We start from the raw sequence: 24,582 nt of genomic DNA, 5'->3' as shown, positions 1-24,582 counted from the left end.
GGATGCCGGGAACCCAAAACGTGCCGGCCGCGAGCCGTTGACATGACTTGCCCTATCGCGTTATTGAACAGGATTATACAGGTTTACTGAACAGGTATTCCATGGCGCGTCGCACGATCCTGTCGTCTCCCGGAACCGGCAAGCCGGAACGGATCGCCACCGTCCTCGAGCACGAGATCCGCTCCGGCGTGCTCGGCTTCGGCGACCGCCTGCAGAGCGAGAACGAGCTTGTCCAGCGCTTCTCCGTCAGCCGCAACACCATCCGCAAGGGTCTCGAGGAACTGTCGAGCCGCGGGCTGATCACCACCAAGGTCGGCATCGGCTCGTTCGTCACCTTCGACGGCATGCCGGTCGACGACGCCGTCGGCTGGTCGCGGGCACTGGCCAATGCCGGCGCCAATGCCGAGACGCGCACGCTCAGGCTCGAAGTCATGCAGGATGCCGAGCTCGCCGCCACACTCGGCGTCGAAAGCCCGTTCTTCATCGCCGTCGACCGGGTGCGCTCAAACGCCGATGACGGCCATGCCATCTCGATCGAGCGCAGCCGCCTGCCGCTGTCGCCCGAACTGGAGGACGTGCCGCTGCGCGGACTGCGCGAGGGCTCGCTGCACCAGACGCTGCGCGCGGCGGGGCTCGTCCCCGATCACGGCGAGGAGTGGGTCGATATCGAGATGCTGAGCGCTAAGGACGCGGCCATTCTTGACTGCGCGCCGGGCGCGCCGTTCCTGCGCACGCGGCGCCTGACGCGCGCCGCCGACGGCCGCGCCATCGAATATGTCACCAGCCTGCTCAATCCGGCGCATTTCGCGCTTCACCTGGAGTTCTGAGCATGGAGATGGCCGCGGCGACCGACCGGGCGATGGGTGCGCTTGTCGGCGGGGCGCTGGGCGATGCGCTCGGCATGCCGACGCAGCTTTTGTCGCCGGCCCGCATCGTCGAGCTCTACGGTCCTGTCGAGGGTTTCGTCGCGCCCGCCGCCGACCATCCGGTGTCGAAGGGCCTGTCCGCCGGCACTGTCACCGACGACACCGAACAGGCGCTGCTGCTCGGCCGCATCCTGGTCGCTTCAGGCGACGGCTTCGACCACACGCGCTGGGTCAAGGCGCTGCTCGACTGGGAGCGCGAGGTCAAGGCGCGCGGCAGCTACGATCTGCTCGGACCTTCGACCAAGCGCGCCATCGACGCCATCAATGACGGCGTGCCGGCCGAGGAGGCTGGGCGCAGCGGCGACACCAATGGCGCGGCGATGCGCATCGCGCCGGTCGGCATCATGATGCCGCCGGAGCCGCTCGGCGCGCTGGTCGCCAAGGTTGCGGAAACCTGCCGCGCCACGCACAACACCTCGATCGCCATTGCCGCGGCGGCTGCCGTTGCCGCCGCCGTCAGCTGTGGCGTTGCCGGCGGCGATTGGCGCGCCGCCTTGGATCGCGCGGTCGTGGCGGCCAGGCAGGGCGCAGAACACGGTCACTGGACCAGCGGCGGCGATATCGCCGCGCGCATCGACTGGGCGAGGGGCCTGGTTCGCGGCAAGCCCGTCACCGACGGCATCCGGCTGATCGTCGACCTGGTCGGCACCGGCGTCGCCAGCCAGGAATCGGTTCCGGCGGCCTTCGCCGTGCTGGAAATCGCCGGCGGCGATCCCTGGCGAGCGGCCGTCATCAGCGCCAATCTCGGCGGCGACACCGACACGATCGGCGCCATCGCCGCCGGCATGGCAGGCGCCTGCGCCGGCTTTTGCCGATTGCCAAGGGAATACATCGCCCGGCTCAGAGGCCTCGACATGGCCCAGGTGCACGCGCTCGCCGCCGACCTGGTCGCGGCGCGGATGGCGAAAAACGGTTCGGGCAAGGATGCGACGGCATGAGCGGAGCTCAGCCTGACATGAGCCGGCGTCTCGTCCATATCGGCAGCGCGGTGGTCGACTATGTCTACCGCATCGACGCCTTGCCGGCGCCCGGCACCGAAAAGACCGCATCGAGCTTTGCCCAGGTCGCCGGCGGCGGCTTCAACATGATGGTTGCGGCCAGTCGCACCGGCATGAAGGTCGTCTTCGGCGGCCAGCTCGGCAGCGGACCGAATGGCGATTTCCTGCGTGCCGCTTTTGCCGCCGAGGGCATCGCAACGCTGACGCACCCATCGCCTTTGATGGACAGCGGCAATTGCGTCGCCATGATCAGCGGCGACGCCGAGCGCACCTTCGTGTCATGGCCTGGCGCCGAGAGCGTGCTCAGCCACGGCATGATGGCGGCCGTCCGGGTTGCGCCTGATGATTGGGTGTTCGCCTCCGGCTATACGCTGAGCTATGTCGGGAGCCGCGACGCGCTGGCCGACTGGATCGAGGCGCTGCCGGCGGAAATTCCCTTCGTCTTCGATCCGACGCCTGTCATATCGGAGATTCCGCGCACCATTCTCGACCGGGTGCTGGCGCGCACGAACTGGCTGAGCTGCAACACAACGGAAGCGGGCGAGATCGCCGGCCCCGGCGCTGTCGAGGCCATTGCCGCCCGGCTTCTTTCCAATCACTGCCTGACCGCCGAGGCGGTCATCATCCGCGCCGGGGCGGAAGGCTGCTTCGTGCGACTGGCTGACGGCACCGCGCAGGCCGTGCCCGGTTTCAAGGTCGCCGCCGTCGATACCAACGGCGCCGGCGACACCCATATCGGCGCCTTCGTCAGCGCGCTGTCGCGCGGCGTGCCGCCCTTCGAAGCGGCAAGTTACGCCAATGCGGCGGCGGCGCTCTCGGTCACCCGCCATGGCGGATCGTCGGCGCCGACCGACGAGGAGATCCAGACATTCCTCAGCCATGACGATCGATCCGTGCACGGCCGGAAGCAAAAGGCCCATTTATGACAGCCTAAATGACGCAACAAGCCCGCCAACCGGGCAAACAATGAGAGGAACGAACATGCGCATGCCCAAACTGACTGCTTTTCTGACGGCAACCGCCGTCTTCGCTTCGGCACTGGTCGCCAGCGCCGACGAGGTGCATGTGCTCAACTGGAAGGGCTACGGCGCCGACGAGCCCTGGGCCATCGCCGCTTTCGAGAAGGCGACCGGCAACAAGGTCGTCAACGATTTTTTCAATTCCGAACAGGAAATGCTGACCAAGCTGAGGACCAATCCCGGCCTCTACGACGTCGTCATGATCAACGCCGCCTTCAACGACCAGGCGATGGCGGAAAAGCTGATCCAGCCGATCGACGTCTCGAAAATCCCCAACTATGCCGACATCAGCGCGGACAAGGCAGGCTCGCCGATGCTCGCCCGCGATGGCAAGGTCTATGGCGTGCCATGGGTGTGGGGCTTGACCGCGCTCGCCATCAACGAGAAAGCCTTCGAGACGCCGCCGACCAGCATCGCCGAGATGTGGAACGAGGCGCATAAGGGCCGCGTCACCATCCGCGACGACGCGGTCGAGGCGGTCCAGTTCGGCGCCATCGCCACCGGCCAGAACATCAACGACATCAAGGATATGGAGGCGGTCAAGGCGAAGCTGGCCTCGCTGATGCCGCAGATCAAGACGTTCTGGAGCTCGGAAAACGACTGGAACCAGATGGTCGCCTCCAATCAGATCGACATCGGCACTTATTGGAGCGGCTCGGCCGACCGCGCCAAGACGCATTTCAAGCTGCCGGTCTCGCTGGTCATCCCCAGGGAAGGCGCCGTCGCCTGGCTCGACGCCTTCTCCATCCCGGTCGGTTCCAAAAACGTCGCCGGCGCCGAGGCCTTCATCAACTACATGATCGACCCGAAATTCTACGTCGAATGGGTCACCAAGGTCGGCGCGCCGGTGTCGGCCAACGCCAAGGCGGTCGCCGCCCTTCCCGAAGACGCCTTCAACCGCAAGGTGATGGGCGACCCCGACGTCGCCAAGCGCATCCAGTTCCAGGCGCCGATCAGCGACGCGCAGCGCGAGGCTTATCTGGCGCTGTGGCAGGAGCTGAAGGTCAATGTGAAGTAACGGGCGGGGTGAAAGTAACGGCAAGCTTTCGGGAGGAACATATGGCTGGACAGGTCGCAACCGGTTCGAGGAGCGGATTGCGATCGGCTTTGCCGCTGCTTGTGCCGGCCTATCTCTGGCTGACGGTGGCGATCTTCTTGCCGCTGTCGGCCATGGTGTTTTTCTCCTTCATGACCGAGCTGCCGCTGTCGGGAAAGGCGTGGTCGTTCACGCTGGACAATTATGCCACCTTCTTTGCGCAAGGCCTCTACCGGACGCTGCTGCTGGCCTCGCTCAGGCTCGGGCTCGAGGTGACGCTGTGGTGCGTCGTCATCGGCTATCCCGCGGCCTATGTGCTGGCCAAGGTGTTTAGGGGACGCAGCCGCGAGGCGATCTTCCTGCTCGTCATCCTGCCGTTCTGGTCGAACGGCCTGGTGCGCATCTTCTCCTGGGCGATGGTGCTGCGCGAGGGCGGCATTCTCGACACCGCACTCAACGCCGTGCTGCCGTTCAAGATCAGCATCGACCTGATGTATTCCTATCCGGCCGTCATCATCGGCCTGGTCCACTCCTACGTGCCCTACATAGTGCTGACCTGTTACCTGACGCTGCAGGCCATCGACGATTCGCTGATCGAGGCAGGGCGCTCGCTCGGCGCCTCGCGGCTGCAAATGCTGAAACGGGTGATCATTCCGCTGTCGATGCCGGGGCTGGTCGCCGGTGCGGCGCTGATCTTCGTTCCCGTCGTCGGCTCCTTCATGGAACCGCGTATTCTCGGTGGCCGCACCGGCACTTTCTACGGCACGGTCATCGAGGACCAGTTCGTCGCCGTGTTCAACTGGCCGCTGGGTGCGGCGCTGTCCTTTATCCTGCTGGCCGTCGTGCTGGTCATCCTGGCATTGGCGTCGCCGGTGTTGAAGAGGGCCGCGTGATGGCGACGACGCGTATCCTGGAATGGTGTGGGCGCCTCTACATCTGGCTGCTGCTCGCCTTTCTCTACCTCCCGATCATCATCATGGCGCTGATGTCGTTCAACGTCTCGCCCTTCTACCAGTTGCCGCTCGAATGGACGACCGAATGGTACGCGTCGTTGTGGCAGAACGACCAGCTGATCTCGGCCACCTGGAACAGCGTGGAGATCGCCATCATTACCACCATCATCTCCACGGTGCTCGGCTCGGCGGCATCGCTGGCGCTCTATCGCCATGAATTTCGCGGCAAGAAAGTCCTGCAAGCGCTGCTGTTTCCACCGATCGCCATTCCGTGGCTGATCACCGGCACGGCGATGCTGATCTTCTTCTTCGGCGTCGGCATCGGCCGTGGGCTGTTCGCGATCCTGCTCGGCCATGTGGCGCTGGCGCTGCCCTATGTCATCGTCGTCGTCTCAGCCCGGCTGCAGACCTTTGCGCCGGAGCTGGAAGAGGCGGCGCGATCGCTCGGCGCCAACCAGTGGCAGGTGACTTCGCGGGTCACGCTGCCCTGGATCATGCCGGGCGTCATCGCCGGCGGGCTGTTCGCCTTCGCCGTGTCGTTCGACCAGTTCGTGGTCTCGTACTTCCTGTCGACGCCGGGCCAGACGACCTTGCCGGTCGAGATCTACGCCGCGATCCGCAAGGGTTTCACGCCGGAGATCAATGCCGTCTCGACGATCATCATCGTCGTCTCGATGGCGCTGATGCTGCTCACGGCAAAATTCTTCAAATTCGGCGGAGAGAAATAATGGCCGGCGTGCAGGTAGCGAATTTGTCGCGCAGCTTTGGCGCGCACAAGGCGCTGGACGATGTCTCGATCGATTTCGCCGACGGCGGTTTCTACGCGCTGCTCGGGCCGTCGGGCAGCGGCAAGACCACGCTCCTGCGCCAGATCGCCGGCTTCGATTTCCCCGACTCCGGCCGCATCGCCATCGGCGGCGAGAGCGTCGAGCGGGTGCCGGTCGAGAAGCGGCGCATCGGCATGGTGTTCCAGAACTATGCGCTGTTTCCCAATATGAGCGTCGCCGACAATGTCGCCTTCGGCCTGTCGGTGCGCGGGCAAGCCAAGGCAACGATAGACAGCGAGGTGCAGCGCGCGCTCGACCTGGTGCAACTCGGCAAGCTCGGCGCCCGCCGCCCACACCAGCTGTCGGGCGGCCAGCGCCAGCGCGTCGCACTGGCCCGCGCCATCGTCACCAAGCCGCGCGTGCTTCTGCTCGACGAGCCGCTGGGGGCGCTCGACAAGGCGCTGCGCGTCGACATGCAGATCGAGCTGAAGCGCATCCAGCGCGAGATCGGCATCACCACCATCTTCGTCACCCACGACCAGGAAGAAGCGCTGACGATGAGCGACCGCATCGGCATCCTGCGTGACGGCAGGCTGGTGCAGGAGGGGCCGCCCGAGGAGATCTACGACAGGCCGAAGAGCGAGTTCGCCGCCACCTTCCTCGGCGACGCCAACATTTTTCGCGGCGAGAGCACCGGCGCCGGCATCCGGCTGCAGGACGGCACGGCGATTGCCGCCGGGGCAGGCGCGACGCTTGCCGCCGGCGCCAAGGCCAGCTGCGCGGTGCGGCCCGAACGCATCCGCATCGCCACCGATTCGGGGACGTCCGATCCGAACGCCAATATGCTCCGCGGCCAGGTATCCAAGCGCATCTTCGCCGGCAACAACAGCACCTATTTCGTCGATCGCGACGGGCAAACGCTCAAGGTCATCGTGCAGAACACCGGCGTTGAAAGGTTGGCGGAGGGGCAAAAAGTGGTGCTGCGCTGGTCGCCGGAGAGCACGGTGCTGATCGCGGCAAACTGATCTTGCCAGGCGGGCCGCAATCAGTGAGAGCATGGTCTTGCATAGTGCGGGAAAGCGGAACACCCGATGACGCTTGAACTCAGTGCGGGCGACCAGTCGATGCTCGGCGGCGAGCACGGCCGGGCCGTGGCCGCAGCGATGAAGATACTGGTCGCCTTTTCCAACGCCGTCGGCGCGCGCAAATTGTTGGACATTGCCGGCGCGCATATCGACGGCTGCCTCTATCACGGCCAGGCCAGCCTCGATTTCGTCGAAAGGCTGGTCGAGGGCGGCGGCCGCGTCAGCGTGCCAACAACACTCAATGTCGGTTCCTTCGACCTCATCCATCCCGGGCTGGTGAAGATGCCGGCCGCGCAAGAGGTGCCGGCGCGGCGGCTGATGAAGGCGCATCTAAAACTCGGCTGCCAGGCGACCTTCACCTGCGCGCCCTATCAGACGCGGTTCCGGCCGGGCTTTGGCGAGCAGATCGCCTGGGGCGAGTCCAACGCCATCGTCTTTGCCAATTCGGTGATCGGTGCGCGGACCAACCGCTATGGCGATTTCATCGATCTGTGCTGCGCGATGACCGGGCGCGCGCCGGCCTGGGGACTGCATTTGACCGATAATCGGCGCGGCCAGATCCTGTTCGAGCTGACCGGTTCTTTCGAACCTGCCGATGCCCTGTTCGTCGGCGTCGGGCTGGTCATCGGGCAAGCGAGTGGCGACCGCATTCCTGTGATATCGGGCCTGCCGCAGCCGCGCGACGAGGATCAGCTGAAGGCGCTTGGCGCGGCGGCGGCAACGACAGGTGCGGTGGCGCTGTTTCATGCGGTCGGCATCACGCCGGAAGCAAGGACGCTCGACGAGGCATTTCGCGGCGTGCCGCCGGAGGCGACGATCCGGATCTGTCGCGCCGACATCGACCAGGCGCTGGCAAAACTGTCGAGCGTCCCCGACGGCGCGCCGCTTGCGGCCGTATCGCTCGGCACGCCGCATTTTTCGCACGAGGAGTGGATGCGCCTGCTGGCGATGCTGCGCGAGGTGGCGCCGGGCAGGGGCATTCCGATCTACGTCAACACCGGGCGCGCCACTTTCAAGAGATTGCAGGACGAGGGCCAACTTGCCGGCATGGATGCGTTCGGCCTCATTCCGGTTACGGATACCTGCACCTATGTCACCTCGGTGCTCGAGCGTCTCGACGGCGTGGTGATGACCAATTCCGGCAAATGGGCGCATTATGCGCCCGGCAATATCGGCGTGTCGGTGGTCTTCGGCGACCTGGCAGACTGCGTTCGCTCGGCCGCTGCCGGCCGCGTCGTGCGAGGCGCGCGATGAGCCAACAGGACAGTCGAGCGCAGAACAGAGTTGGCACGTTCCAGCTTGCCGGCGAGGCGCAGGGATCGGCGCTGGTGCTGTCGCATGCGCTCAGCTTCTGGGGCGGCGTCGATGCCGAAACGGGCGACATCATCGACCGTTCGCACCCGGGCGGCAACGTCGCCGGCAAGATCCTGGTGATGGCATCCGGGCGGGGATCGTCGTCCTCGTCTTCGGTCCTGGCCGAGGCGATCCGCCGGGGCACGGCGCCGGCCGGCATCATCCTGCAGCGGCCCGATCCGATCCTGGCCGTTGGCGCCATCGTCGCCGAGTTCCTCTACGAAATCAGCATGCCGCTGGTCGTCTGCGACATATCGGGCATTGTCTCCGGCGACCGGATCGCGATCGGCCTCGGCGAGGATGACCGGGCGATCGTCAATATTGGGCAATGATCTAAAGTGAGTGATTGGGAATTGTCGCGTCGAGTCGCGGCTAGCCCCTTCTCCCCGTTTTCCACGGGGAGAAGATGCCGGCAGGCAGATGAGGGGCAGCACCAGCGTCGGAATTTCTACTCAACGTTCGCGCTGCCCCTCACCCTTACCCTCTCCCCGTGAAGAACGGGGAGAGGGGGATCGCTTGCGTTGCATTCGCCTTCAAAACAGTCTTTTTCAGCCGGCCATCAGTTCTGCCGTGCCACGTCGCCAGTAGGCCGCCGCCAGCGTCTCGTCGCGGCCAAGCCCGAGCGTGCCGCGCCAGTGTTCGCGAACGATCCTGGCGGCAGCTGCTTCCGCCGCGAACCAGCCGAACGCCGAGCCGGTCGGCCATGCGGAGGCGATCCCGGTCGTCGTCATCCCGAAGACAACAATCCGCACGCATTGAGCTCAAGATTACCTTGATCGCCGCAGCGCCACAGCCTGCACCTGCTGGCGCTGCCTCTCTTTCCCGGGTAATCCCGGGACCCTTCCGTTCAGATCTCCGGGATGCTCTCTCTGAAGATCACTTGCAGCCTCGGCTGGTGCAACTCGTAGGGCAAGCCCCTGATCGCGTGGGTCAAGGTGTTGAGCGCTTCGCGGGCCTCGACGCGCGGGTTCTGGTCGATGACCGCATCGAGCGTGCCGTCGAGCAAAAGCTCCTTGGTGCCTTCGGTCACTTCATGGCCGAGAAACACGGTCGCCAGCGCCCGCCCTCGCTCCTTGAGCGCGCGGGCGATGCCGGTGTTGCCGGCGCCGACATTGTAGATCGCGGCCAGGTCCGGATGCCGGTCCAGCAGGGCGGAGGCCTCCGCATAGGCCTTTTCCCGGTCGTCGAGCATCTCGCGCATCTCGACGATCTGCAAATTGGGCGATTCTTCCGTCAATATGTGGCGGAACCCCATCTCACGTTCCTCATGGCCGCGATAGGAGAGCGAGCCGGCGAACAGCGCGACCTTGCCCGGACGCTCAGCGCCCATGAAGCGGTTGAGCAGATAGCCGGCGAGCCGGCCGGCGGCGCGGTTGTCGATGCCGATATAGGCGACCCTCGGTACGTGCAGGATGTCGGACGCGATGGTGACGACCTTGACGCCGCTGGCCGACAGCGAACGGATCGCCTCGCGGACCGTCGGGTGATCGAGCGCGATGACGCCGACGCCCTGCGTCTGGCCGCGCAATTCCTGCAGCAGGCGGGCAAGCCGGTCGGGATTGAAGCCTTCGATCGTGGCGACGCGAACATCGAGGTCTGGCCGCGATTGCGCCTGCGCCTCGATGTGCCGGTGCAGCATCTTGATGAAGGAATTGGTGCCGGCGGGCAGGGCGAAGTCGAGCCGTATCACAGCACCGGACAGCGCGTGGCGCGTGGTCGGGCTGTTCGAATTCTCAGCGATGTAGCCCAGCCGCTGCGCCGTTTCCAGCACGACCTCGCGGGTGCGCGCCCTGACCCCGGCGCGGTTGTTGAGCACACGATCGACCGTCGCGGCTGAAACGCCGGCTTCCCGGGCTATGTCTGTCAGGGTGGACCGCACAGTCGATCACCTCACTGCTTGCGCGCTATCGCGCATCAAAATCGCGCGTTCAACGGTTCGAATGCCGGACGACCGCTTCATGCCATCCGCGATTCTGATGGGAAATGATGTATCCGGCCTTAGCCGATGCGCAAGCCCGGCGCGCTACACCAAATCGTCGAGCCGGGCCGAAAAGGATCGGCGCGGCGCTCGGTCCCTCAAATTCAAGCACTAGGTGCCGTTGGCTGACCTCGCTGGACTGCATCCTTTCCCCTCAATTGCGATGTTATGATGTGTTTTGATTATTTATGATGTTGACAGCCCTCCCATACTGCCGTCAATATCCATCATGAGGGCCGTGGAGGAACAAGGCCCTCGAGGGAGGACTTCCAATGTCTGATATGATCCGCATGTCGCGGCGCCGTCTGCTGGCGTCCGGTGGAAAGGCGGCCGTGCTTGCTGCCGCCGCAGGTATCGCACCGAAATTCATCCGCCCCAGCCGCGCCTACGCGGCCGATGCGCTGGCGCCGGGCATGATCGGCGGCCCGACCGGCTTCGACGGCTCGGAGCGCTATCAATATGGGCCCGACACGCCGGAAGGCCGCGCCATCGAGGCGGCCAAGGCGATGAAGGGGGCCGGCAAGGCCCCGGCCAAGATCGTGCTTGGCCTGTCCGACGGCTCGATCGGCCAACTGACGCAGCAATTTCCCGCCGGCGCGCCCTCGATCAAGGATCTGTGGGAGAAGGAAACCGGCATTCCGATCGAGATCGTCGGCGTGCCGAACGGCCAGGAATTCACCAAGACGATGCAGGACATCTCCACCAAGGGTGGGGCCTATGACATCTACGCGGTGGAATGGAACCGTCTCGGCGACCTCGCCGAAACCGGCGGCATCCTGAAGCTCGACGACTTCGTCGCCCAGTACAAGCCGGAATGGGACGACCCCGAGCGCGGCTATGTCGACGGCGCCAAGGGCGTTTCGCTGCTCAACCAGTATCGCGGCTCGACCTATGGCGTGTCGCTGGACGGCGATTTCCAGACCTGGGTCTATCGCACCGATCTGTTCGGCGACGCGGCCGAGAAGAAAGCCTTCTCCGACAAGCATGGCTACGAGCTGGCGCCGCCGAAGACCTGGAAGCAGCATGACGAGATCGCCGCCTTCTTCCAGCGGCCGGACAAGGGCCTGTTCGGATCGACCGATCTGCGCAACCAGGGCTGGGGCTACACCAACTGGTATCAGCGTTATGTCTCAATGGCTTCGCCCAATCAGTTCCTGTTCGACGATACCGGCAAGCCGCTGATCAATTCCGAGCAAGGCATTGCTGCTACCAACGAGTACATCGCATCGCTTGTCCATCATTCGCCGGATGCGATCTCTTGGGGCTGGCCTGAGCAGTATGGCAATTTCGCCAAGGGCGGCGGCGCCATGACCTGCGCCTTCTCCAACCTGCCAAAATTCCTCGACAATGCCGGCAACAAGGATTCAGCTGTCACCGGCAAGATCGGCTCGATGCTGCCGCCAGGCCGCGAGATCGACGGCAAGCTGATCAGCCGCTCGGTGCTGTGGCTCAATCTGTCGGCCTCGGTCTCGTCGCAGGCCAAGAATCCCGAGGCCTGCTACCTGTTCCTGCAGTGGCTGGGATCGAGCCGCATCTATGCCTGGATGACCGCCAATCCGGGCGGCTATTTCGATCCGTTCCGGCTGTCGGATTTCTCCGACCCGCTGGTCCGCCAGACCTATCACGCCTACCACATGGATGTGGTGCGCGAGACGGTTGCCCGCACCGTCCCGACCATCAACTATCCCGGCGCCACCGCCTTCCACAACGCGCTGGACGAGAACCTCGTCGCCGCGCTGACCAAGGCCAAGACCGCCGAGCAGGCGATGGCCGACACCGAGGTCGAATGGAAGAAGATCGCCCGCCGCACCGGCGAGGAGAAGCTTCTCGAAGCCATCAAGACCAACAAGGAGGCCTGGCCCACCGTTCTCGATCCGGTCAGCTGATCCTCCTCCCCGGATCCAAATGGAGGCGAGAAGTTTGCGCTTCGCCTCCGCAAACGATGGTACCAGCAAAGCGGCAAGATGAAGCGTTCCGTTCCCTTCGAAATATTCCGCTATGCAGCGATCCTTGCCGCCATCGCGGTGACGCTGGTGCCGATCCTGTGGATGGTGTCGATGGCCTTCAAGCCGATCGCCGAATGGTCGGCGACCGGCGCCGAGCTGACCTGGTGGCCGAAGGATCCGACGCTCAGCAATTTCCGCTTCGTCTTCGGTGAATCGACCAACAACCTCATCGTCGCGCTCGATCGCACCGCCCTGAAGCCGATCCTGTCGTCGCTGCTGTCGGCCACCTTCGGAACGGCGATCGCCATGTCGGCGGGCACCGCGGCGGCCTACGGGCTGTCGCGCTTTGGCTCGGGCCAGAACCTGCCACTGGCGCTGATCCAGCTCCGCCTGTTTCCGCCAATGGCGGTGATGACCCCGGTGATGATCATGTGGGCCTTCCTCAACTTCACCGACAGCTGGTGGGGGCTGTCGCTGATCTACGGCATCGTCACGCTGCCCTTTGCGTTTTGGCTGATGAAGACCTTCTTCGACGACATGCCGCGCGAGATCGAGGAAGCGGCACTGGTCGAGGGCTGCTCGCGGCTGCGCGTCTTCACCCGCATCACGCTGCCGATGATGCGCGCGCCACTGGCCAGTGCAGCGCTGTTCGTCTTCATCCTCAACTGGTCGGACTATCTGATCGCGCTGCTTCTGACGACGCGCGAATGGGTGACGGTACCCGTCTACATGGCCTCGCTGTCCTCCTCGATGACCGGGCAGCTCTATGGCGCCAAGGCAGCTCTCGGCCTGATCGCGGCGGTGCCGCCTGTCATCATGGGTATCGCCATCCAGCGCCATCTGGTGCGCGGGCTGACCTTCGGGGCGCTCAAGCAATGACCGCCGCGACTGCCGCAATTCCGGAGGACGTGATGAAAACCGTCCAGGCAAAGCCGACCCTTCGGGACGAAGGGGTAAAGCTCGGTTTCCGGCTGACACTGCCGGCGCAGATCCTGGTGCTGTTCATCGCGGTGTTTCCGCTGTTGATGCAGCTCTATATCAGCCTGACCGACTGGTCGCCGCTGTCCGGCCTCGGCTGGTGGAGCGCCTGGTCGCTGTGGAACAACTTCGCCAACTACACCGACCTTGCCGCCGACGCGCGCTTCTGGAGCGCGCTCAAGAGAACGGCCATCGTCATGATCGTCTGCGTGCCGGCGGAATTCCTGCTCGGCTTAGCACTCGCCACGCTGTTTGCCGACGAGTTCCCGGGCAAGCGGATCTTCTATTCGATCCTGCTGATGCCGATGATGGTGGTGCCGGCGGTGGCCGGCTACATGTTCTTCATGCTGTTCCAGTCAGGCGGACCGGTCAACGACGTCCTGTCGGCGCTATCAGGCTTTCCCGTCACCATCGCCTGGCTGTCGGACCCGACGCTGGCGCTCATCGCCGTCATGCTCGCCGACATCTGGCAGTGGACGCCGCTGATGTTCCTCATCCTGCTTGCCGGCCTGGTTGGCGTGCCCGAGGACCAGATCAAGGCGGCGACGCTGCTTGGCGCCAATCCCTGGCAGCGCTTCGTCACCATCGTGCTGCCGAAGATGAAGACGATCATCATCATCGCACTGGCAATCAGGGTCATCGAGAACTTCAAGATCTTCGACACGCTCTACATCATGACGGGCGGCGGTCCCGGCGTCGCCACCGAGACCATTTCCGTCTACATCTACAAGCTCACCACCCAGGACCTGATCTGGGGCTATGTCGCGGCGATCGCGCTGGCCATCCTGATCGTGCTGTCCATCGCCGCGGTGTTTGCCATGAAGCGCATGGCCCGGGCACGCGAGGTGACGGCATGAGCGCCATCCACCTGCAGAACCTGGTCAAGAAGTTCGGCGACTTTACCGCCTTGAAGACGGTGGATCTTGCCATCGCCGACGGCGAGTTCATGGCGCTGCTTGGGCCGTCGGGCTGCGGCAAGTCGACGACGATGAACATGATCGCCGGCATGGAAGTGCCGACCAGCGGCAAGATCGTGTTCCGCGAGCGCGACATGGCCGGCGTGCCGATGGGGCGGCGCGGCGTCGGCTTCGTCTTCCAGAACTATGCGATCTTCACCCATATGAGCGTGCGGCAGAACCTCGCCTACGGCCCAAAAATGCGCGGCGCGCCGAGGGCAGAGATCGACCGCCGCGTGGGCGCGATCGCCGAGATGCTGCAACTGACGCCGCTGCTCGACCGCAAGGCCGACAGGCTGTCGGTCAACATATTGCAGCGCGTGGCGATCGGCCGTTCGGCGATCATGGAGCCGGCGATTTTCCTGCTGGACGAGCCGCTGTCCAATGTCGACGCCGCCTTCCGGGCTGTCATGCGGACCGAATTGAAACAGCTGCAGCGTCAGTTCCGGCAGACCATGGTCTATGTCACCCACGACCAGCTCGAAGCGATGACCATGGCTGATCGCATCGCGGTGATGGACCATGGCGTGCTGCAGCAGGTCGGCACGCCGCTCGAGGTCTACAACGATCCGGCCAATGTCTTTGTCGCCCGCTTCATCGGTGCGCCGGGCATGAACCTGCTCAAGGGCAGGCCGGCGGAAAGCGACCGTGGCCTGGTCATCGATCTCGGGCCGATCGGTGTCACGCCGCCGCTGCCGGACAATCTCGCCCCGGCGGTGAGGGCCGCGCGCGAAGATGTGCTCTACGGCTTTCGGCCTGAGCAGGTGATTCTCTCAGACCGCGGCCTGTCGATGCCGGTAACGTTCGTCGAGCGCATCGGCGCGCGCACCATCGTCCATTTCGGCCAGGGCGAGAGCACGGTGAAGGCGGTGTTCGACAATGACGTCGGGCTGGCGATCGGGCAGACAGCGGTTGTCGCGCCGGCCCAGGCGTCCGTGCGTGTGTTCGACGCCGCCACCGGCCTTGCCATGAAGGCGGGCTGAGACCATGGCCGATATCGTCTTCCGCAATGTGACGAAACGCTATGGCGACACGCTCGCCGTCGACGACGCCTCGTTCACTGTCAACGACAATGAGTTCTTCTGCTTCTTCGGCCCGCCGCTATCGGGCAAGTCGACGGTGCTGCGTCTGGTGCTCGGGCTGGAGACGCCGGACGCCGGCGAAATCCTGATCGGCGGCAGGCCGGTCAACACGGTGTCGCCGGCCGAACGCAATGTCGCCATGGTGTTCCAGAACCTGGCGCTGTTTCCGCATATGAGCGCGCGCGACAATGTCCGCTTTCCCCTGGTCGAACGCCGGGTCGCCGAGGCCGAAATCGAAAAGCGTGTCGCAGACGTCGCGGCCAAGCTGCATATCGGCCACATCCTGCATAAGCCGCCGGCGCAGCTTTCGGGCGGCGAGCGGCAGCGCGTGGCGATCGCTCGGGCGCTGGTGCGCGACCCCAATGCCTATCTGATGGACGATCCGATCTCGGCGCTCGACGCCAGGCTTCGCGAGGAGACTCGCGTCGAGCTGAAGCGCATCCAGCGCGAGCTCGGCAAGACGCTGATTTATGTCACGCACGACCAAGAAGAGGCGATGTCTGTCGCCGACCGCATCGCCATTCTGGAAAACGGCAGGATCAGGCAGACCGGCGCGCCGGCCGAGATCTATGATCGGCCGGCCAGCACCTATGTCGCGCGGCTGCTCGGTTCGCCGATGATGAACATCTTGAAGTCGGTGCGCGGCGCGGAAGGCATGGAGGCGGCCGAAGGCACGATCCGCATCGCGGACAAGGCCGCGCCGGCCGATGCCGTCGAGATTGGGCTCAGGCCGGAAGACATCAAGGTCCGGCCCTGGCAGGATGGGGAAATATCGGATGATGGAATGTCGGTTGGGCGCGCGGGCCGCCCGGCGCGAGTGTTCGAGGTCGAGCCGCTCGGCGGCTACACCGTGGTGACACTCGCCGCCGGGCAGGCGCGTCTGCGGGCACTGCTGCGCGGCCAGCCCGATATCAGGCCGGACGCGATGGTGGCGATATCCTGCGAGCCGGGCAGGGTGCATTATTTTGGGCAAAGCGGGGCAGCGCTGGCGCGATGACAGCGGTTCTAAGAAACGAGCTTCGGGAGGATCAGATGGCTGGCGAAGGAATAGCGGGCAAGGACTTCGAGCCGGACGTTAAAGTCCGCACCAGGGAATACAGGATCGGCTGCGTCGGCGCCGGCATGATCATGGCCGAATGTCACCTTGCGGCCTACCAGGAAGCTGGTTTTCCCGTGGTGTCAATCGCCTCCAGGACCAAGGCCAGCGCCGAGAAGGTCGCCAGGCGCTGGGAGATACCGACCGTCCACGACACGCCGGAACAATTGATCGAGGACAAAAATGTCGAGATCATCGACCTTGCGTTTCCGCCGGACCAGCAGCCGGCACTGATCCGCCATGCGCTGAAGCAGCAGCATATCAAGGCGATCCTGGCGCAAAAGCCGCTGGCGCTGTCGCTCAATGAAGCGGTCAAACTGCGTGACGAGGCGGCCAGGGCCGGCAAGATCCTCTCGGTCAACCAGAACATGCGCTACGACCAGTCGATGCGGGTGCTGAAGCAGATCATCGACAGCGGCGCGCTCGGCGATATCGTCTTCGCGCAGATCGACATGCATGCGATCCCGCACTGGCAGACATTTCTCGAGGACTATGACCGGCTGACGCTCGCCAACATGAGCGTCCATCATCTCGACGTGCTGCGTTTCCTGTTCGGCGATCCCGACGAGATCACCACGCTGACCCGCAAGGATCCGCGCACGCGTTTCGACCATTCCGACGGCATCACCGTCTCGACGATGCGATTTCCGTCCGGCGTGCTCGCCGTATCGCTGGAGGATGTCTGGTCCGGCCCGCGCCAGGACGGCTACAGGGACGACCAGCACATCAACTGGCGCGTCGACGGCACCAAGGGCGTCGCCAAGGGCACGATCGGCTGGCCGACGGGTTCGCCCTCAACGCTGACCTATGCCTCGACCGAGACCACCGGCGGCGAATGGGTGACACCCAGCTGGGAGACGATGTGGTTCCCGCATGCCTTCATCGGCGTGATGGAGCAACTCCAGCATGCGGTCAAGACGGGTGAGCCGCCGGCACTTTCCGTCGCCGACAACACCAAGACCATGGCGCTGATCGAAGCCGGCTATCGCTCGATCGACGAGCGCCGCACGGTCAAGCTGTCCGAAATCTCGATAAACCCAATCAACTGAATCGCTTACAGGGAGGATTTCATATCATGATGCAGGCAGGTATCTTCACGGGCTATTTCCCGTACGGCCTTAAGGAAACCGCGCAGAAGATCCGCGCGCTCGATCTCAACACGGTGCAGCTCGACCTGCATTTCAGGGATATCGACCTGTCGGTCGGGCAGATCACCAAGGAAAAGGCCAGGACAGTTCGCGACACGTTTCGCGACCATAACCTGCCGGTGTGCTGCGTGTCGGGCTACACCAACATCATTCATCCGGACATGGGCGAGCGCGAGAGGCGCGTCGGCTATCTCAAGGAGATCATCCGCAATGCGCGCGAATTCGGCACGCCTTACGTGATCTCGGAAACCGGCACCTACAACACCGAATCCGACTGGGTGCACCATCCCAAGAACAAGACCGAGGAAGGTTTTGAGGAATGCCGCAAGGTCATCGCCGACCTTGCCCAGACCGCCTACGACCACGGCGCGGTGTTCCTGCTCGAAACCTATGTCAACAATGTCGTCGGCTCGGTCGAGGAGACGGTGAAGATGTTCGCGCAGGTCGACCATCCCGGCCTCGGCCTGTTGATGGATCCGACCAACTATTTCGAGACCCATAACATCGACAGGATGGACCAGATCCTGAACCAGGTATTCGACACCCTGACCGACAAGATCAAAATAGCCCACGCCAAGGACGTCAAGCGCTCGGGCGGCGACAAGTCGGAGAAGCACGCCGATATCGGCGACGAGGACGCGCTGGAAAGCCACACTTTTCGCGGTGTCGGCGAGATCGAGCTGCCGGCGCCCGGCCTCGGTTCGCTGAACTACGACCTCTATCTCAAGCGTTTGGCCGAAAAGCACCCGAACATCCCGGTCATCATCGAGCACCTTTCGGAGGACGACGTGCCGCGCGCCAAGAAATTCCTCGACGAGAAATTCCGCGCCAACGGACTGTGACGGCCACAAAAAAGGGAGGAAGAGAATGTTGAGATTCGTATCGAAAATCGCGGCTGCGGCGACCGTGTTCGCCGGTGTTGCACTGGCTGCACCGGCGCTGGCGCAGGATGCTCAGAAGACGTTCTACCTGCTGTCGCATGGCGGCCCGTCGGACGCCTTCTGGATCGACTGGAATGCAGGCGCGACCAAGGCCTGCGACCAGCTCAAGGTGACCTGCAAGATCTCGTTCAGCGGCGGCGACATGGCGGCGCGGAAGGAGGCCTTCAACTCCGCACTTGCCGCCAAGCCGGACGGCATCGCCACCACCTCGGCGCAGCCCGGCCTATGGACCGAGAAGGTCAAGGCAGCCAAGGCGGCTGGCGTCCCGATCGTGTTCTTCAACACCGACGATCCAGCGACCGGTCGGCAGGCCTATGTCGGCTCCGACCTCAGGCAAGCCGGCGTCATCTGGGCGAAATATCTGGTCGACCACAAGATGGTGAAGCAAGGCGACAAGGTGTTCCTGCCGGTGGAAGTGCCGGGCGCCAGCTATCAGCAGCTCGAGACCGAAGGCATCGCCAGCGTCTTCGATCCGCTCGGCATCAAATACGACGTGGTCGATTGCGGCACCGATCCGGCCGGCATCATCGCCAAGATGACCGACTACATGGTCGCCAACAATCCGCCGGCGATCATCGCGCTCGGCGATTCCGTGGCGGCCAGCATCAAGCGGGTGTTCGACGGCGCCGGCGTGCCGGCCGGCACGATCCCGGTCGTAGGTTGGGGCAATTCCCGGGAGACCGCCGAAGCCGTCAAGGCCGGCTTCGTCAACGCGGCTGCCTGGCAGTTTCCGTCGGCGCAGGGCTTCATGCCGGTGGCGCTGCTCGGGCTTGCTGCCGCGGGCGAACCGATCGGCTACGATATCCACACTTTCAGCCTCTACGACGCATCGAGCGTCGAACCGATCCTGAAACTCTACGACAAGTGATTGAAACTGACGCCCGCTGCGCAGGCGGCGGGCGCCGTCCTGAGATATGGTCCAAGCAGTCATGACTATCGCCGCAGAACAGGAAATGCCGCGCTCCAAACGCAGGTCGAGCCTGATCCGCTCGCCGCAATTCTCTTCGCTCGTCATCCTGATTGTCCTGCTGGCGGTGTTCGCGATTGCCGATGCGAACTTCCTGTCGCCGCTCAACATCTCCAACATGATGGCGTTCCTGCCCGAACTCGGCATCATAGCGCTCGGCATGACGCTGCTTCTCACGGCGGGCGAGTTCGACCTTTCGGTCGGCGCCGTGTTCGGCCTAGCGCCGGTCGTCGTCATGCTGCTGGTGCAGAACGGCGGGTTTGATATCGGCATCGCGCTGCTTGCCGGCCTGCTGCTCTGCATAGCGATCGGTGCGGTCAACGGGCTGATCGTCACCAAGATCGGCATCTCCTCGTTCCTGGTGACGCTGTCGATGCTGCTCGTCGTGCGAGGTGCTGCGCACTACATCACGCAAGGCTTTCCGCTGAAATCTTGGGACCAGCCTGGCTTTTTCGTGATACTGCTGGCCGGCAGCTTCAATATCGGAACGTTCCGTTTCTATACCTCGCTGTGGTGGTTCATCGGCCTGTCGCTGCTGGCGATCTACGTGCTGCACTACGCCAAGCTCGGCAACTGGATCAGCGCCGTCGGTTCGAACCGCAACGCAGCGGTGGCGCGCGGCGTGCCGGCCGCTGCGGTCAAGGTCTGGCTGTTCATCCTGACCTCAGTGCTGGCGGGCCTGGCCGGCATGATCAGTGCGTTCCGCATCTCGGCCGCCTCGCCGGTAGCCGGTACCGGATACGAGCTCGAAGTGATCGCCATGGTGGTGGTCGGCGGCACGGCGCTGACCGGCGGGCGCGGCACCATCCTGGGCACCATCGTCGGCGCGCTGATGCTGCGCAGCATCCGCAACGGCATCGTGCTGATCGGCGTGCCCGGCCTCGCCTACAATATCTTCGTCGGCGTCATCATCCTTGCCATGCTCATCCTGCACGCTTTGCTGCAGAAGAACGCCGCCAGGAGCTGACCATGGAAGTGCTTCGGCTGCACAATCTGCAAAAATCCTTCGGCAGCGTCCGCGCGCTGAAGAGCGCCTCCTTCACCCTCAACGAGGGCGAAGTGGTGGCCTTGCTCGGCGACAATGGCGCCGGCAAATCGACGCTGATCAAGGCGATCTCCGGCGTCTTTCCCGTCGACCGCGGCGACATCTATGTGCGCGGCCAAAAAGTCTCGATCCGCTCGACGCGCGACGCCATGGATCTCGGCATCGAGACGATCCACCAGGATACCTCGCTGGCGCCGGACCTGAGCATCGCGCGCAATCTCTTTCTCGGTCGCGAGCCGGTCAATCTGAAATGGCTGGGCGTGTTCGCGCCGCTCGACCTCGCCAAATTGCGCGATGCCGCCGCGGCGCTTTTGAAGCGCGTCGGCATCTCGAAAAAACTCGACGCCGATGCGCCGGTCAGCACGCTATCGGGCGGTGAGCGCCAGTCGATCGCCATTTCGCGGGCCATGCAGTTTGCCGCCAAGGTCATCATCCTCGACGAGCCGACCAACAATCTCGGCGTCGAGGAAACGCACGGCGTGCTGCGCTTCGTCAAGGAGGTGCGCGACGCCGGCCATTCGGTGCTTTTGATCACCCACAACATCCACCACGTCTTCCAGGTCGCCGACCGTGTCATCGTCATGCGCCGCGGCGAGATCGTCGCCGAGCAGACAGTCGCCGATACCGACCTGCTGACGGTGGAGAGCATCATCACCGGCGCCGACATGTCGGCCCTGCTCAAGGAGACGAGAGCGAAGTGAAGGAACTGGCCGTCACATGGTAGAGCTTTACGGCAAGACGCTTTCGCGCCGGCAGGTCTCGGAGCGGTCCGGCATGCTGTCGCAATTCGCCGGCGTGCGGCTGATGACGCTCGGCGACGGCGTGGAGCGCGGCATCCGCATGCTCGAATTCCGCACCGGCTCCGGCCTGCGCTTCACCGCGCTGGTCGACCGGGCGCTCGACATCGCCGATTGCGATTTTAGGGGCCAGGCGATCGGCTGGCATTCGCCGAGCGGCTTTCGCCATCCCGGCCTGCACGAATATGAAGGCGAGGAGGGGCTGGCCTGGGCGCGGTCGTTTTCCGGCCTGCTGCTGACCTGCGGCCTTGACCACATATTGTTCATGAACGAGGTACCCGCCGACAGCTATAATTATCCGCCGAAGAAGACGGTGCGCCATTCGCTGCATGGCCGCGTCAGCACCATCCCGGCGCGATTGACCGGCTATGGCGAGACATGGGACGGCGACCGCTGCGTGCTGTGGGCCGAAGGCATCGTTCAGCAGTCGACGGTGTTCGGTGAGGATCTGCATCTGCTGCGGCGGATCGAGGCCGATGTCGGCGGCAACGAGATCCGGCTTTCGGACCGCGTCGTCAATCACGGTTTTAGCCGCACGCCGCATATGTACTTTTATCACATCAATGTCAGCCATCCGGTGCTCGACGAGGGCTCGCGCTACCTGGCGCCGATCCGCGACGTCGTCTGGGCGGGCCATGCCGGCGAGCGCTATGAAGCGCAGAAGGTCGGCTACCGCACGGCGCCGGCACCGCAACTGGGCTTCACGGAACAGGTCTGGCAGCACGAACTCGGCGCCGACGCCAACGGCGGCGTGCCGGTGGCGGTGGTCAACGACCGTCTCGGCCTCGGTCTCGAAGTCGTCACCCGCAAGCACCAGATGCCTTGCGCCTATGAGTGGCAGAATTTCCAGGCTGGGCATTATGCGCTCGGCATCGAGCCGTCGACGCATCATGTGCTGGGCAATCTGGCAGCGCGCGAGCGCGGCGAGATGATCTGGCTGGAGCACGGCGAAAGCCGCTCCTACAATGCGGTGTTCCGGGTTCTCGACGGCGCCGGCGAGATCGCCGCCGCCGAGAGCCGGATCGCAGCGATTGCCAGGCAGCCGCGGGAGGATTATCCGCGGCCATCGGGTCATTTTCCTGTTCTCGGAGGCAGGTCGTGACAATGGCGAAGGCGATGCGAAACACCAGTTGGAAGGCTGGCCTCGGCCGGAGTGGAGAGGGCTCGCGGCCGTTCGGAAATTGGAGGTCACAATGGCTGGCAAGGTGAAGCGCGATTACAGCCTGGTCGGCGAAAGCACGCGGATTGCGATCGAGACCGGGCTAGCCTCGGCGGAGTGGTACCATACCGATGTGCCGCGCAAGACGATGAAGGAACTGATGCAACGTTCCGACAGTCCGGCAATCCGCGACACGGCCATCTGGCTGGGCGCCATCCTGGTCTCCGCCGCCGGCGGCGTTTACTTTTGGGGCACCTGGTGGTGCGTGCCATTCTTCTTCGTCTATGGCGTGCTCTATGCCTCGGCCAGCGACTCGCGCTGGCACGAATGCGGCCACGGCACGGCTTTCCGCACGCGCTGGATGAATGATGTCGTCTACCAGATTGCCAGCTTCATGCTGATGCGCAACCCGGTGACCTGGCGCTGGAGCCATGCCAGGCATCACACCGACACCATCATCGTCGGACGCGATGCCGAGATCGCCGTGATGCGCCCGCCGGACCTGCTGCGCACCGCACTCGCCTTCACCGGTATCCTCGACTTTCGCTATTCGCTCCCAGCACTGGCACGCCAGGCGTTCGGCAAGCTGACGCCGGACGAGAAAAGCTACGTGCCCGAGATGGAACAGCACAACGCCGTCACTGCCGCGCGCTGGCATATCGCCATCTACATCGCCACAATCGCGCTCGCGGTTTTCATGCAGTCGTGGGTGCCGCTGGTGCTCATCGGCGTGCCGCGCCTCTACGGCACCTGGCACATGGTGCTGACCGGCCTGCTGCAGCACATCGGCCTGGCCGACAATGTCGTCGATCACCGGCTCAACAGCAGGACCGTGTATATGAACCCGATCAGCCGGTTCATCTACTGGAACATGAACTACCACGTCGAGCATCACATGTTTCCGATGGTGCCCTATCACGCGCTGCCCAGGCTGCACGAATTGATCAAGCACGATCTGCCGGAGCCGAACCCATCGATGTGGCATGCCTATCGCGAGGTTTGGCCGGTCCTGCTCAGGCAGCTCAAATACGAGGACTATTTCCTCAAGCGCGAACTGCCGCCGAGGGCACGGCCCTATCGTGGCGAGTTCCACGAAGTGAACATGTCGGCAGCAGCGGAATAGGCGCTACGCCGCACAGCAAAGCGAAATTTCGGGAGAAAACAGAGATGGCCGATTGGGTCGAGGCATGCGCTGTGGACGATGTCGACGAAGAGGATGTCATCCGCTTCGATCGTGGCGGGCGCAGCTTCGCAATCTACCGTTCGCCGGATGACGAATTCTTCGCCACCGACGGCTTTTGCACACATGAAAAGGCACATCTGGCCGATGGGCTTGTCATGGACGACATCATCGAATGCCCCAAGCACAATGGCCGCTTCAATTACAAGACCGGCCAGGCCAAGGGCGCGCCGGTCTGCGTCAATCTGCAGACCTATCCGGTGAAGGTCGAAGCTGGCAAGGTGATGATCAAGATCGCCTGACCGGCCTTCCATTCACGTAACATAGGGGACCAGAATCGATGAGCCGGAAAAGACCGACGGTGGCAGACCTGCGCGCCATGAAGGGCAAGCGGCAATTGACCATGCTGCGGGTGCTGACGATGGACGAGGCCGAGGCCGCCGAACGAGCCGGGGTCGACATTGTCTCGGTGCCGCCGGAACTGGTGCTCGATCCGCAATACCGCGATGCCGCACCCAGCCTGTTCACCATGCCGGGCGACAATTTCTACGAGATCGGCACAGCCGACGATTTCGTCCGCTGGGCGTTCCGGCTCTACAAGGCGAGCGCCGACGCGGTTTATTGCAGCGCCGGTTTTGCCACCGTCAAACGGCTGGCCGATGACAATATCCCGGTGATCGGCCATGTCGGCCTGATCCCGTCGCGCGCCACCTGGACCGGCGGCTTCAAGGCTGTCGGCAAGACCGCCGACAGCGCCATGCAGATTTTCGAGGCCGTCAAGCAATACGAAGCGGCCGGCGCGATCGGCGCCGAGATCGAAGTCGTGCCGGTCGAGGTAGCCAAGGCGATTTCGGAACGCACCTCGCTGATCATGCTGTCGATGGGCGCCGGCACCGGCTGCGACGCGCAATATCTGTTCGCCGACGACATCCTTGGCCAGAACCGTGGCCACATGCCGCGCCATTCCAAGGTCTATCGCAATTTCGCCGCCGAATATGACCGCCTGCAGGCGCAACGCATCGCCGCTTTTTCCGAATATGTCGCCGACGTCAACAGCCTGGCCTATCCCGAAGACAAGCATGTGGTGCATATGGACCCGGACCAGCTCGGCCAGTTCATGGAGAAGATCGACGCGGAATGAGACGCACCGGCCAGGACCTGCTGTGACCTTC

At 64.0% G+C, this 24,582-nt stretch carries 25 protein-coding genes; 23 read left to right on the top strand and 2 right to left on the bottom strand.

Annotated features, from left to right (window positions below):
* The first annotated feature begins 101 nt into the window (after positions 1 to 101).
* From AC0L2K_RS10230 to AC0L2K_RS10190, 9 genes are all read left to right on the top strand, one after another.
* Positions 102 to 827, top strand: a complete 726-nt coding sequence (locus AC0L2K_RS10230; protein ID WP_473531256.1) for a GntR family transcriptional regulator — start codon at positions 102 to 104, stop codon at positions 825 to 827.
* 2 nt (positions 828 to 829) lie between these two features.
* Positions 830 to 1,864 (top strand): ADP-ribosylglycohydrolase family protein, encoded by a 1,035-nt coding sequence (locus AC0L2K_RS10225; RefSeq protein ID WP_473531255.1) that lies wholly within the window; start codon positions 830 to 832, stop codon positions 1,862 to 1,864.
* Positions 1,865 to 1,881: 17 nt separating this feature from the next.
* Positions 1,882 to 2,850: a PfkB family carbohydrate kinase gene (locus AC0L2K_RS10220; RefSeq protein ID WP_473531288.1), complete on the top strand. Its 969-nt coding sequence runs from the start codon at positions 1,882 to 1,884 to the stop codon at positions 2,848 to 2,850.
* Positions 2,851 to 2,905: 55 nt separating this feature from the next.
* The gene (locus tag AC0L2K_RS10215) at positions 2,906 to 3,961 is read left to right on the top strand and encodes an ABC transporter substrate-binding protein (RefSeq protein ID WP_287346583.1); all 1,056 of its coding nucleotides are present in this window, start codon (positions 2,906 to 2,908) and stop codon (positions 3,959 to 3,961) included.
* 41 nt (positions 3,962 to 4,002) lie between these two features.
* Positions 4,003 to 4,872: an ABC transporter permease gene (locus AC0L2K_RS10210; RefSeq protein ID WP_128170498.1), complete on the top strand. Its 870-nt coding sequence runs from the start codon at positions 4,003 to 4,005 to the stop codon at positions 4,870 to 4,872.
* Positions 4,872 to 5,660 carry an ABC transporter permease gene (locus AC0L2K_RS10205; RefSeq protein ID WP_128170497.1) on the top strand — a complete coding sequence of 263 codons (789 nt, stop codon included), beginning with the start codon at positions 4,872 to 4,874 and terminating at the stop codon, positions 5,658 to 5,660. Before AC0L2K_RS10210 ends, AC0L2K_RS10205 begins: the two co-directional genes overlap by 1 nt.
* Complete coding sequence (locus tag AC0L2K_RS10200) at positions 5,660 to 6,724, top strand: ABC transporter ATP-binding protein (protein ID WP_287346579.1); 1,065 nt, start codon at positions 5,660 to 5,662, stop codon at positions 6,722 to 6,724. The genes AC0L2K_RS10205 and AC0L2K_RS10200 overlap by 1 nt, the downstream gene beginning before the upstream one ends.
* 66 nt (positions 6,725 to 6,790) lie before the next feature.
* Positions 6,791 to 8,038, top strand: coding sequence for an aconitase X (locus AC0L2K_RS10195; RefSeq protein ID WP_473531254.1), 1,248 nt, complete (start codon positions 6,791 to 6,793; stop codon positions 8,036 to 8,038).
* Complete coding sequence (locus tag AC0L2K_RS10190; protein ID WP_023798619.1) at positions 8,035 to 8,469, top strand: aconitase X swivel domain-containing protein; 435 nt, start codon at positions 8,035 to 8,037, stop codon at positions 8,467 to 8,469. Before AC0L2K_RS10195 ends, AC0L2K_RS10190 begins: the two co-directional genes overlap by 4 nt.
* Positions 8,470 to 8,685: 216 nt before the next feature.
* Here the strand turns inward: AC0L2K_RS10190 and AC0L2K_RS10185 are convergent, their stop codons facing one another.
* Positions 8,686 to 8,889: an SIP domain-containing protein gene (locus AC0L2K_RS10185; protein ID WP_473531253.1), complete on the bottom strand. Its 204-nt coding sequence runs from the start codon at positions 8,887 to 8,889 to the stop codon at positions 8,686 to 8,688.
* A gap of 95 nt (positions 8,890 to 8,984) precedes the next feature.
* On the bottom strand, positions 8,985 to 10,016 hold the full coding sequence (locus tag AC0L2K_RS10180; RefSeq protein WP_287249989.1) for a LacI family DNA-binding transcriptional regulator: 1,032 nt from the start codon (positions 10,014 to 10,016) through the stop codon (positions 8,985 to 8,987).
* A gap of 371 nt (positions 10,017 to 10,387) precedes the next feature.
* Between AC0L2K_RS10180 and AC0L2K_RS10175 the strand changes: the two genes are divergently transcribed.
* From AC0L2K_RS10175 to AC0L2K_RS10110, 14 genes are all read left to right on the top strand, one after another.
* Positions 10,388 to 12,001 carry an extracellular solute-binding protein gene (locus tag AC0L2K_RS10175; RefSeq protein WP_473531252.1) on the top strand — a complete coding sequence of 538 codons (1,614 nt, stop codon included), beginning with the start codon at positions 10,388 to 10,390 and terminating at the stop codon, positions 11,999 to 12,001.
* Between the two features lie 78 nt (positions 12,002 to 12,079).
* Complete coding sequence (locus AC0L2K_RS10170) at positions 12,080 to 12,940, top strand: carbohydrate ABC transporter permease (protein WP_287052730.1); 861 nt, start codon at positions 12,080 to 12,082, stop codon at positions 12,938 to 12,940.
* Positions 12,937 to 13,896: a carbohydrate ABC transporter permease gene (locus AC0L2K_RS10165; protein WP_473531251.1), complete on the top strand. Its 960-nt coding sequence runs from the start codon at positions 12,937 to 12,939 to the stop codon at positions 13,894 to 13,896. The genes AC0L2K_RS10170 and AC0L2K_RS10165 overlap by 4 nt, the downstream gene beginning before the upstream one ends.
* Positions 13,893 to 14,978, top strand: a complete 1,086-nt coding sequence (locus AC0L2K_RS10160) for an ABC transporter ATP-binding protein (protein ID WP_473531250.1) — start codon at positions 13,893 to 13,895, stop codon at positions 14,976 to 14,978. Before AC0L2K_RS10165 ends, AC0L2K_RS10160 begins: the two co-directional genes overlap by 4 nt.
* 4 nt (positions 14,979 to 14,982) lie before the next feature.
* Positions 14,983 to 16,074 (top strand): ABC transporter ATP-binding protein, encoded by a 1,092-nt coding sequence (locus tag AC0L2K_RS10155; RefSeq protein WP_128247700.1) that lies wholly within the window; start codon positions 14,983 to 14,985, stop codon positions 16,072 to 16,074.
* 35 nt (positions 16,075 to 16,109) lie between these two features.
* The gene (locus AC0L2K_RS10150) at positions 16,110 to 17,222 is read left to right on the top strand and encodes a Gfo/Idh/MocA family protein (RefSeq protein WP_287065544.1); all 1,113 of its coding nucleotides are present in this window, start codon (positions 16,110 to 16,112) and stop codon (positions 17,220 to 17,222) included.
* Positions 17,223 to 17,248: 26 nt separating this feature from the next.
* Positions 17,249 to 18,163 (top strand): sugar phosphate isomerase/epimerase family protein, encoded by a 915-nt coding sequence (locus AC0L2K_RS10145; protein WP_473531249.1) that lies wholly within the window; start codon positions 17,249 to 17,251, stop codon positions 18,161 to 18,163.
* 25 nt (positions 18,164 to 18,188) lie between these two features.
* Positions 18,189 to 19,130 (top strand): sugar ABC transporter substrate-binding protein, encoded by a 942-nt coding sequence (locus AC0L2K_RS10140; protein ID WP_473531248.1) that lies wholly within the window; start codon positions 18,189 to 18,191, stop codon positions 19,128 to 19,130.
* A gap of 61 nt (positions 19,131 to 19,191) precedes the next feature.
* A complete protein-coding gene (locus AC0L2K_RS10135) occupies positions 19,192 to 20,196 on the top strand; it encodes an ABC transporter permease (protein WP_473531247.1) in 1,005 nt (334 codons plus the stop codon).
* Positions 20,193 to 20,975: an ATP-binding cassette domain-containing protein gene (locus AC0L2K_RS10130; RefSeq protein ID WP_473531287.1), complete on the top strand. Its 783-nt coding sequence runs from the start codon at positions 20,193 to 20,195 to the stop codon at positions 20,973 to 20,975. Before AC0L2K_RS10135 ends, AC0L2K_RS10130 begins: the two co-directional genes overlap by 4 nt.
* Positions 20,976 to 20,991: 16 nt before the next feature.
* Positions 20,992 to 22,173 (top strand): aldose 1-epimerase family protein, encoded by a 1,182-nt coding sequence (locus tag AC0L2K_RS10125; RefSeq protein WP_473531246.1) that lies wholly within the window; start codon positions 20,992 to 20,994, stop codon positions 22,171 to 22,173.
* Between the two features lie 91 nt (positions 22,174 to 22,264).
* Positions 22,265 to 23,353, top strand: coding sequence for a fatty acid desaturase family protein (locus tag AC0L2K_RS10120; RefSeq protein ID WP_473531245.1), 1,089 nt, complete (start codon positions 22,265 to 22,267; stop codon positions 23,351 to 23,353).
* Between the two features lie 44 nt (positions 23,354 to 23,397).
* Positions 23,398 to 23,712: a MocE family 2Fe-2S type ferredoxin gene (locus tag AC0L2K_RS10115; RefSeq protein ID WP_419693839.1), complete on the top strand. Its 315-nt coding sequence runs from the start codon at positions 23,398 to 23,400 to the stop codon at positions 23,710 to 23,712.
* Between the two features lie 38 nt (positions 23,713 to 23,750).
* On the top strand, positions 23,751 to 24,551 hold the full coding sequence (locus tag AC0L2K_RS10110) for a 3-methyl-2-oxobutanoate hydroxymethyltransferase (RefSeq protein WP_287240994.1): 801 nt from the start codon (positions 23,751 to 23,753) through the stop codon (positions 24,549 to 24,551).
* The last annotated feature ends 31 nt before the right edge of the window (positions 24,552 to 24,582 follow it).

This window comes from Mesorhizobium sp. WSM4817 (genome assembly GCF_055811135.1).
This window is presented reverse-complemented; position numbering and strand designations above follow the sequence as displayed.